General features: G+C 65.4%; 7 protein-coding genes. 5 read left to right on the top strand and 2 right to left on the bottom strand.

What is annotated here, in order from left to right:
* The 5 genes from VGE27_RS13125 to VGE27_RS13105 form a co-directional block, all read left to right on the top strand.
* A partial coding sequence (locus VGE27_RS13125; protein WP_331050119.1) for an LssY C-terminal domain-containing protein occupies nucleotides 1-525 on the top strand: 525 nt, incomplete at its 5' end.
* Between the two features lie 52 nt (nucleotides 526-577).
* The gene (locus VGE27_RS13120) at nucleotides 578-1,420 is read left to right on the top strand and encodes an HAD-IIA family hydrolase (RefSeq protein WP_331050118.1); all 843 of its coding nucleotides are present in this window, start codon (nucleotides 578-580) and stop codon (nucleotides 1,418-1,420) included.
* Nucleotides 1,421-1,635: 215 nt separating this feature from the next.
* Nucleotides 1,636-2,451, top strand: a complete 816-nt coding sequence (locus VGE27_RS13115; protein WP_331050117.1) for a hypothetical protein — start codon at nucleotides 1,636-1,638, stop codon at nucleotides 2,449-2,451.
* Nucleotides 2,452-2,659: 208 nt separating this feature from the next.
* A complete protein-coding gene (locus VGE27_RS13110; protein WP_331050116.1) occupies nucleotides 2,660-5,734 on the top strand; it encodes an ExeM/NucH family extracellular endonuclease in 3,075 nt (1,024 codons plus the stop codon).
* Nucleotides 5,735-5,766: 32 nt separating this feature from the next.
* A complete protein-coding gene (locus tag VGE27_RS13105; protein ID WP_331050115.1) occupies nucleotides 5,767-6,513 on the top strand; it encodes a PEP-CTERM sorting domain-containing protein in 747 nt (248 codons plus the stop codon).
* Nucleotides 6,514-6,642: 129 nt separating this feature from the next.
* On the opposite strand, the gene VGE27_RS13100 is transcribed toward VGE27_RS13105, so the two are convergent.
* Both VGE27_RS13100 and VGE27_RS13095 read right to left on the bottom strand, forming a co-directional pair.
* Entirely contained in the window at nucleotides 6,643-8,001 is a 1,359-nt protein-coding gene (locus VGE27_RS13100) for an acetyl-CoA C-acyltransferase (protein ID WP_331050114.1), read from the bottom strand.
* Between the two features lie 130 nt (nucleotides 8,002-8,131).
* On the bottom strand, nucleotides 8,132-8,803 hold the full coding sequence (locus tag VGE27_RS13095) for a TetR/AcrR family transcriptional regulator (RefSeq protein ID WP_331050113.1): 672 nt from the start codon (nucleotides 8,801-8,803) through the stop codon (nucleotides 8,132-8,134).
* Nucleotides 8,804-8,913: the final 110 nt, after the last annotated feature.

Below are 8,913 nucleotides of genomic sequence, written 5' to 3'. Positions count from 1 at the left end.
GGCGGACGTGGGCCAGGTGATTTCGTGAACGTCATGCTCGTGGGCACCGACGCGCAGGTGCAAGCGGCGTTTGTCGCGGCCGGCTGGGATACACCGGCCCGCATGTCCACGCGCTCAGACTTCGAGACGTTCGTGCGCGCTGCGGCCGCCGAGGGGTATACGCACCAGCCGGTGTCGGCGCAGACAATGTTCGGGCGCGATCCCGATCTGGTGTTTCAGCGCGTCACCGACACCTTCGCCAAGCGCCACCATGTGCGCATGTGGCGCACCGATAGCACCATCGCCGGCGTACCCGTGTGGCTGGCAGCGGCCACGCACGATATCGGCGTGGTGGTGTCGCGTGAGCATCGCGGTTTCACGCATCGCGTGGAAGACAATATCGACATCGAACGCGACAAGCTCGTGGGCGATCTCGTCGCGATGCAGCAGGTGAACCAGTTGGGCTACTGGGCGCGCACCGCTCCCACCGACGAGGCGAGGGGCGCATTCACGTCCGACTGGCGCGTGGCCATCGTGCGATTCTAGCGACAGGCCGAGGCAACTGCAGGCGGTCGCGCAGGTCTGCCATATTACGTGAATGCCTCGCGAACTTCCCTTTGCCGAATTGCGGACGCTGCATGCGGCCGTGTTGTTCGATGCGTACGGTGTGCTGGTCAATGCGTCCGGTGCCCTGCCCGGGGCTGGTGATGCCGTGCGTCTGTTGCAGCGCCATGACCAGCCATTCCTCGTGGTCACCAACGATGCTTCGCGTTCGCCCGAGCGTGCCGCGCAGCGTCTCGCGCGACTCGGCGTTCCCGTTGAGCCGGCCCATATTCTGTCATCCGGCATGATGATCGGGCCCACGCTGCAAGCGCACGGACTGGCCAACGGGCGTGTGGTGGTGCTCGGCACCGAAGATTCGGCCAACTATGCGCGTGAAGTCGGCGCCACGGTGGTCGACCCCACACCCGAAGATCCCGCCGATGCGGTGGTCATTGCCGACGAAGGCAACATCGACCTGATCGACTCACTCGACGACATCCTGTCGATGATTCTCGAGGCGCATCACCATGGCCGCACACCGCGATTGATTCTCGCCAATCCCGACTTGATCTATCCGTCCGGCGTGCGCCGGTTCGGATTCACGGCGGGTGCGTTCGCGCGCATGATCGAGCAGGCGCTGGAAGTGCTGCTGCATGAGGAGGCACCGAAATTCGAGGTGCTTGGCAAGCCATCGTCCATTCACTTCAACGCCGCGCTGGATGCCATCGGCACGCGTGATGTGGTCATGCTCGGCGACACGCTGCATACGGACATTGCCGGTGCGCAGGGTGTGGGTGTCGCATCGGCTATCGTGCTCACTGGTGTCACCACACGCGGCAATGTGCTGGCCGCGCGAAATGAGGTGCGTCCGACCTATCTCCTCGAAGGATTGGCCTGACGCGTCCAGATCACGCATCGTGTACCGGCACCGTTGCGCATGCAAACCGGCCGGGCACCAGGGAATAGGCCCAGATGATATCTCCGACATATCCTCGCGCTTTGCGTCGAACCGTGAGGCTCGCTCTGTGGGCGCTGACCGCGCTGTGGATACCCGGGTCGCTTGCCGCGCAGGCGTCCACGACGCCACCGCCGGCGCCCCAGAATCCGTCCCCGATGAACGAATCGACGCGGGCGCACGCTCGGTTGACGGCACGCGACCTCGGCGGACGACTGGACACCATCGAAGGCCCCGCTGGTCGCCCGATGGAGGTGTGGGTCGGCCGCCGCACCAAGGCGCGCGATCCGTACGCGCTGGTGATTCACTTTCATGGCGCGGCCTGGGTGGCCCAGCAATCCGTGGCCGCACTGAACGACGGCACCGTGGCGGCCGTGCTGAATCTCGGCGCGGGATCGGGCGTATATGATCGATCGTTTGCCGATCCTGCGGCCTTCGATTCGTTGCTCGCGTCCGTCGACCGCGCCGTCACCACATCGCTGGGCGTGGCCACGCACGCAGGCCGCATTACGCTCAGTGGGTTTTCGGCGGGGCATGGGGCCATCCGACGCATCCTGCGCGAGCCGCGTCACCGTGATCGTGTGTCTGGCGTGCTGTTGCTGGATGGCATGCACACCTCGTATGTGCCCGAGGGCCGGGTGTTCGCGCTCGGTGGTGCGCTCGATACGAACAACCTCACCGCGTTTGCGGATTTTGCGCGCCTGGCGATTCAGGGAAAGACCCGATTCCTCGTGACCCATACCGAGATCTTTCCCGGCACGTTTGCCAGCACCACGGAAACGGCGGACTGGTTGTTGCGCGCCGTGGGGCTGTCGCGCAAACCGGTGCTGGAGTGGGGGCCGCGTGGTACACAGCGTCTGAGCCTCACGCGAAAGGGCCGCTTCGAGCTGCAGGGGTACGCGGGGAACAGCGGCCCCGATCACATCGATCAGTATCACGCCATGCCGGAGCTGTTGCGCGCACTGTTGCGCTAGCCGTCACGCACCGGATCGCCAGGAGTAATGGACTGCGGGCGTGGCGCATCCGCTTCACTTCTGCCGACTGCGCGCGGCAGTTTGCAAACGACGGGCGCGCGCGAAGAATCGAACGCGCAACGGAATGGCAACGTCGATTGTGTACAAATCAGGGAACGCGCCACTTGCACGCCGGTTGACCGACCTCCACGTCCTACCGGCCTCCTCCATGCATATCCCGAAGCTGTTCACGCGCTCTTGGCGCGTGCTTCCCACCGCCGTCATTGCCGCGATGCTGGCGGCGTGCGCGGACCGTCCAATGCCGACCTCGGCCGTACCCGAGATCCCGGCCCCGCGTCTCGATGTCGCAAGCGCGGCCACCGAGCTTTTCTTCTCCGAGTACATCGAGGGCAGCAGCAACAACAAGGCCCTCGAGATCTACAACGGCACCGGATCCGCCATCGATCTCGCTGCCGGACAGTACAAGGTGCTGATGTACAACAATGGTGCGGTGACGCCCAATGTCACCATCAACCTGACGGGCACGGTGCCGGCGGGTGGTGTGTTCGTGATCGCGCATGGTTCGGCCAATGCGGGCATCCTCGCCAAGGCCAACCAGACCAACTCCGCGGGTTGGTTCAATGGCAATGACGCCGTTTCACTCGTGAAGGGCAACACCACGCTCGACGTGATCGGACAGATCGGCAACAACCCTGGCACCGAATGGGGCACGGGGCTCACCAGCACGGCCGACAATACGCTGCGCCGCAAGAGCAGCATCTGCACCGGCGACGCGAACAGCAGTGACGCGTTCAATCCGGCCACGGAATGGGACGGCTTTGCGACGGACAACATCGACGGACTGGGCGCGCACACGGCCACCTGCGGCACGGTGACCCTGGCGCCGGCGGTGAGCAGCACGACGCCGACGGCGGGCGCGGGCAACGTGGCTGCCGCCTCGGACATCGCCGTGACATTCACCATGCCGGTGACGGTGAGTGGTACGTGGTACACCATCAGCTGCACCAACAGTGGCGCGCATGCGGCCACGGTGACGGGTGGCACGACCAACAGCAGCTTCACCCTCAACCCGACCACTGACTTCGCGGCGGGTGAAGCCTGCACGGTGACCATCGTCGCGGCGCAGGTGGTGGATGCGGCGAATCCGACGGTCGCCATGACGGCCAACCACGTGCTCAACTTCTCCACGCTGGGCGGCAACACCTGCTCGTCGGGCTTCACGCCCACGTACGCGATTCAGGGCAGCGGCGCGAGTGCGGCGATCACGGGCACCGTCACCACGCAGGGGGTGGTGGTGGGTGATTTCGAAGGCGCGCAGCCGGCGCTGCGTGGCTTCTACATCCAGGACCAGACGGGCGACGGCAACGCCGCCACGTCCGACGGCCTGTTCGTATTCAACAACACGAACAACAGTGTGTCGCTGGGCGACGTGGTGCGTGTGACGGGTACCGCCGGTGAATTCCAGGAACAGACGCAGATCAGCAACGTCACGGACATCACGGTGTGCAGCAGTGGCGCGACGATCACGCCGACCGACGTGACCTTCCCGGTGGCCTCGAGCACCTTCCTCGAGCGCTATGAAGGCATGCTGGTGCGCCTGCCGCAGTCGCTGTACGTGACCGAACACTTCCAGCTGGGCCGTTTTGGTCAGGTGGTGATGTCGGTGAACGCGCGTCAGATGCAGCCAACGAACGTGGTGGCGCCCGGCGCGGCCGCGGCGGCCCTGCAGGCGCAGAACAATCTCGGTCGCATCATCATCGATGACGCGACGAACGATCAGAACCCGGACCCCATCGTGTTCGGCCGAGGCGGCAACCCGCTGAGCGCCAGCAACACGCTGCGTGGTGGTGACGTGGCGACCGGCATCGTGGGCATCATGACCTACACGTGGTCGGGCAACGAAGCCTCGGGCAATGCCTACCGCGTGCGCCCCATCGGCGCGATGGGTGGCGGTGTGCCGAACTTTGTCGCGACCAACGCCCGTCCGATGGCACCGACGAGCGTCGGTGGTACGCTGCGTGTGTCGTCGTTCAATGTGCTGAACTACTTCAACTCGTTCAGCGGCTGCACGTATGGTGTGGGCGGTGGTTCCACCGATTGCCGCGGTGCCGATAGCCAGACGGAGTTCAACCGCCAGGTGCCGAAGACGATCTCGGCCCTGATGGGTCTCAATGCCGACGTGCTGGGCATCGTGGAAATCGAGAACGATGGCTACGGCGCGAACAGCGCCATCGCACACCTCGTGGCGCAGCTGAACGCGCAGGCCGGCGCCAACACCTACGCGTTCATCAACGCCGACGCGGCCACGAGCCAGACCAATTCGCTCGGTACGGACGCCATCAAGGTGGCCCTGATCTACAAGCCGGCCCGTGTGACGCCGGTGGGCAATACGTCGGTGCTCAATACGGTGGCATTTGTGAATGGTGGCGACGGCGCGCCGCGCAATCGTCCGGCGCTGGCGCAGGCGTTCCAGCAGGCCGATGGCGCGCGCTTCATCGCCGTGGTGAACCATTTCAAGAGCAAGGGCAGCGCCTGCAACGCACCGGATGCAGGCGACGGTCAGGCCAATTGCAACGCCGTGCGTGTCGCGGCCGCCACACAGCTCCGCAACTGGCTCACCACCGATCCCACCGGGACCGGTGACCCGGATGTGCTCATCCTCGGCGACCTGAACGCCTACGCCAAGGAAGATCCCATCATGGTGCTCCGCAACGCCGGCTTCATCGACCTGCTCGAGTCGCGCATCGGCCCGAACGCCTACTCCTACGCGTTCGATGGCCAGTGGGGCTACCTCGATCATGCGATGGCCTCATCGTCGATCGCCGCGCAGATCACGGGTGTGACGTCGTGGCACATCAACGCCGACGAACCGAACATCCTGGACTACAACACCGACTACAAGTCGGCCGCGCAGATCGCCTCGCTCACCGATGGCAGCGCGTTCCGTTCGTCGGATCACGACCCGGTGTTGATCGGTCTCACGCTGACGTCGCCGGTCGTGAACGATCCGTCGCTGACCGTGACGCCGCCCGCGTCGTGGACGGCGGGCGTGTCGGCCAGCCTCGGCGTGAAGTTCAGCAGCACCAAGGGCGCGCCGTACACGGTGCGCATCAATTGGGGAGACAGCACGCCGAACACGCAGTTCGTCTCCACCGTTGCGCCGACCGCGCCGCTCCTGCGTCCGCACACGTATGCCACGGCCGGCTCGCACACGGTCACCGTGAGCGTGACCGATCGCAGCGGTGCCAGCACCACGCAAACGCTGACCATCACGGTGCAGTGATGTCCTTCTCCACGAACCTTCCGACTCTGACGATGTTCACTTCCCGCAAGCCGAACTTCTTCGCTCGCTCGGTGGCCCTCGCGGCCACCGCAGCGGCCCTGCTGGGCTCGGCCATCGCACCGGCTGCGGCTGGTGCTCAGAGCACGTCTCTCACCATCGGGAGCGCCAGTGAGGCGTTCCCGATGGGCCCCTTCGGCACGCTGCCCGGTGGCGCCACGGTGGCCATGGGCCAGACGTTCACGCGTCCGTACGACGCCATCTGTGCGCTCACGTGCTACATGCAGGACTTCTCCTTCTGGCTGTCGCCGTCCACCGACCATGCGTCTGCGGGGCTGCGCCTCAAGGCGTACGTGGCGGAGTGGGACGGCACGAAGGCCACCAACGTGCTCTACTCGAGCGAAGAGCGTGTTGGGCCGACGGTGGCGTCGCAGCAGTTCACGTTCGGGACGTCCAGCCTGTCGCTGAACGCCGGCACGCAGTACATCGCGTTCCTCAGCATCGTGGGTCTCAACGGCCTGCCGGGTACGGCTGCCGCGGATATGGACGCGATCTTCGGCGATCCGGATCCGTATGCCAACGGCGCGCTGGTCTACACGAACAACGGTGCGATCATCGGCGACCTGACGTCGACGGACTGGGAATGGGCCGGCGACACGATGATCGATGCCCGTTTTGACGCGACATTCACGAGCACGGCGGTCCCCGAGCCTTCGTCGCTGGTGTTGCTGGCGACCGGTGCCAGCGTGCTGTTGTTCATGGCGCGTCGCGAGCGTGCCTGAGTTGGCGACAATGCCAGCGTAGCATTGAGTCAAAACAAACGAGGGCGCCGGGATTCCGGCGCCCTCGAATGTTGTGAGATAGTACGCTTTGGGCTTTGGGCTTTGGGCTTTGGGCAATGAGCGGTGAGGTCAGATGCGTTCCACGACGGCAGCGATGCCCAATCCACCGGCGATGCACAGCGTCACCACACCGATGGCCTGACCACGACGCTCCAGCTCATCGAGCACGGTGCCCAGCAGCATCGCACCCGACGCGCCCAACGGGTGTCCCAGAGCAATTGCCCCGCCGTTCACATTCACGCGCTCGGGGTCGATGCCGAGATCGCGGATGGTGCGCAGTGGCACCGTGGCAAAGGCCTCGTTGATCTCCCACAGATCCACATCACCGACCGACAGGCCGGCGCGCTGGAGTGCCAGCCGTGAAGCGGGCGTGGGCGCGGTGAGCATGAGCACCGGGTCACTGCCCACGGTGGCCATGGCGCGAATGCGGGCGCGGGCGCGCAGGCCATGCGCCGACGCATAGTCACGAGAGGCGACCAACACCGCCGCCGCGCCATCGGCAATGCCGCTGGAGTTGCCAGCGGTGTGCACATGGGTGATGGCGCGCGCCTGCTGCACGGCCGCCTGCATACGTGCACCCTCATCGCTGAGTCCGGCCAGCAGACGCTCCCGCACTTGCGTGAGTGCCAGCTCGTCCAGCGTGTGCCCGTCACCGATCGACTTTCCGCCAAGTGACGCAAAGGCTGCCGAGAGTGAAGCGAGAGCTTCGGGCGAGGTTTCGCGCGGATACTCCTCGACGTCCAGTACGATCTGCCCACTCTCCGGATCCCGCACCGGAACAAGACTGCGCGCAAATCGCCCTTCGCGAATGGCCACCGCCGCCTGTTGCTGTGAGCGCAGGGCGAACGCGTCGACATCGGCGCGACTGAATCCTTCCAGCGTGGCGATGAGATCGGCGCTGATCCCCTGCGGGACCTGTCGCACGCGGCGGCGGAGATGCGGATTGCCACCGTCGCCCACACCACTGCGATCCGCGCCATCTGAGCCACTGCCATCGGTGATGCGCGCGGTATCGCTGCCCATGGGCACACGGGACATGCTTTCCACGCCGCCAGCCAGCACCACCTGATGCGCGCCGGCCAGCACCCCGTTCACCGCCATGTGAATGGCTTCGAGACCCGAGCCGCAGGCACGAGTGAGTGTGGTGGCCGGCACGGAGACGGGCCAGCCGGCGCTCAACACCGCGTGGCGTGCGATGTTGGCTCCCTGTTCACCGGCCTGCGTCACGCAGCCCAGAATCACGTCGTCCACATCGCGTGCCGGAATGCCGGCGCGTGTCACGGTGGCGTCGAGAATCTGCGCGGCCAACTCCTGTGGGTGCACCGCAGCCAATGCGCCTGAACGGGAACTGCCGAGCGGCTTGCCGCGGCCGCGCGGCGTGCGCAGCGCTTCGACGATCACCGCATCCTGAGGCTTCAGATGAGACATGACACAAATCCTCGACCGGACATGAGAGGGGTTGGCATCGGCGTCACGGGGGCCGATGTCGACCGTGGCGTAAAAGGACCGAACGGTCTCTTTGTTGACGTGCAGTGGGATCACGGACATTCCAAGGATTTCAGCGCGATCGTCGGTGTTTCGCCGGCACCACCGGCGTGCGCGGCGGTTTCCGGGTGAGTTGCGCTCCCCGGTCTTCGACGCGCTGCAGCGCCCAGTGCAGATGCGACGGATCGTCATAGAGGCGCATCAACAGCAATCCGCCTTCCATCGTGGCCACCAGCAGGCTGGCCTCGGCCTCGGCATCCACCTCGGCGATGAACTCCCCACTGGCGACACCCTCACCCACGATACGACGTACGACGCGTAGCAGATCGTTCATGGCCCGACGGGTGCGGATGCGCAGTTCGGGATACACGGCATTCTCGCCATCGATTGAGGGGTCGTCCACTTCGATGGCGGTGTTGAGCAGTGGGCACCCGCCGGGTACGGCGGGGTCGAGACCGGATGTTGCCATGCCGCGGGCGACACCGAGCATGCGGCCTGCCGCCGTGGGGCCGCCTTCGAGCACGCATTGGCGGATACGCTGGCCGGCCAGGCGCACCGCATGATCGAATGCGGCCAGCGCCAGTGTGTCCTTGCTCGCGAAGTGGCGATACAGTCCGCCCTTCTCGAGACCGGCGGCCTCCATGAGGTGTGTCATGCTGGCGCCGGCAAACCCACGCCGGTTGAACACGGGCGCGGCGGTCTCCACGATCCGCTGTCGGGTGAGTTCGCCTTTGGATTGTCGCATGAATTCAATAAAACGACCGATTGGTCTCTTTTCAAGACCCGGCCTCTCACAACGGACAATGGTGTCGAAGGCCCACGTGATGAGGCTGACCGACAACGCCGTAGTGCTGG

Source organism: Gemmatimonas sp., assembly GCF_036405635.1.
Classification (GTDB): domain Bacteria; phylum Gemmatimonadota; class Gemmatimonadetes; order Gemmatimonadales; family Gemmatimonadaceae; genus Gemmatimonas.
The sequence above is the reverse complement of the archived record's forward strand: the minus strand, read 5'-3'. Positions and strand labels throughout refer to the sequence as shown.

Coding starts and splice junctions, on each gene's coding strand:
- VGE27_RS13115 (WP_331050117.1), top strand. CDS start 1,636: ATGAACGAATCGACGCGGGCGCACGCTCGGTTGACGGCACGCGACCTC.
- VGE27_RS13105 (WP_331050115.1), top strand. CDS start 5,767: ATGTTCACTTCCCGCAAGCCGAACTTCTTCGCTCGCTCGGTGGCCCTC.
- VGE27_RS13120 (WP_331050118.1), top strand. CDS start 578: ATGCCTCGCGAACTTCCCTTTGCCGAATTGCGGACGCTGCATGCGGCC.
- VGE27_RS13110 (WP_331050116.1), top strand. CDS start 2,660: ATGCATATCCCGAAGCTGTTCACGCGCTCTTGGCGCGTGCTTCCCACC.
- VGE27_RS13100 (WP_331050114.1), bottom strand. CDS start 8,001: ATGTCTCATCTGAAGCCTCAGGATGCGGTGATCGTCGAAGCGCTGCGC.
- VGE27_RS13095 (WP_331050113.1), bottom strand. CDS start 8,803: ATGCGACAATCCAAAGGCGAACTCACCCGACAGCGGATCGTGGAGACC.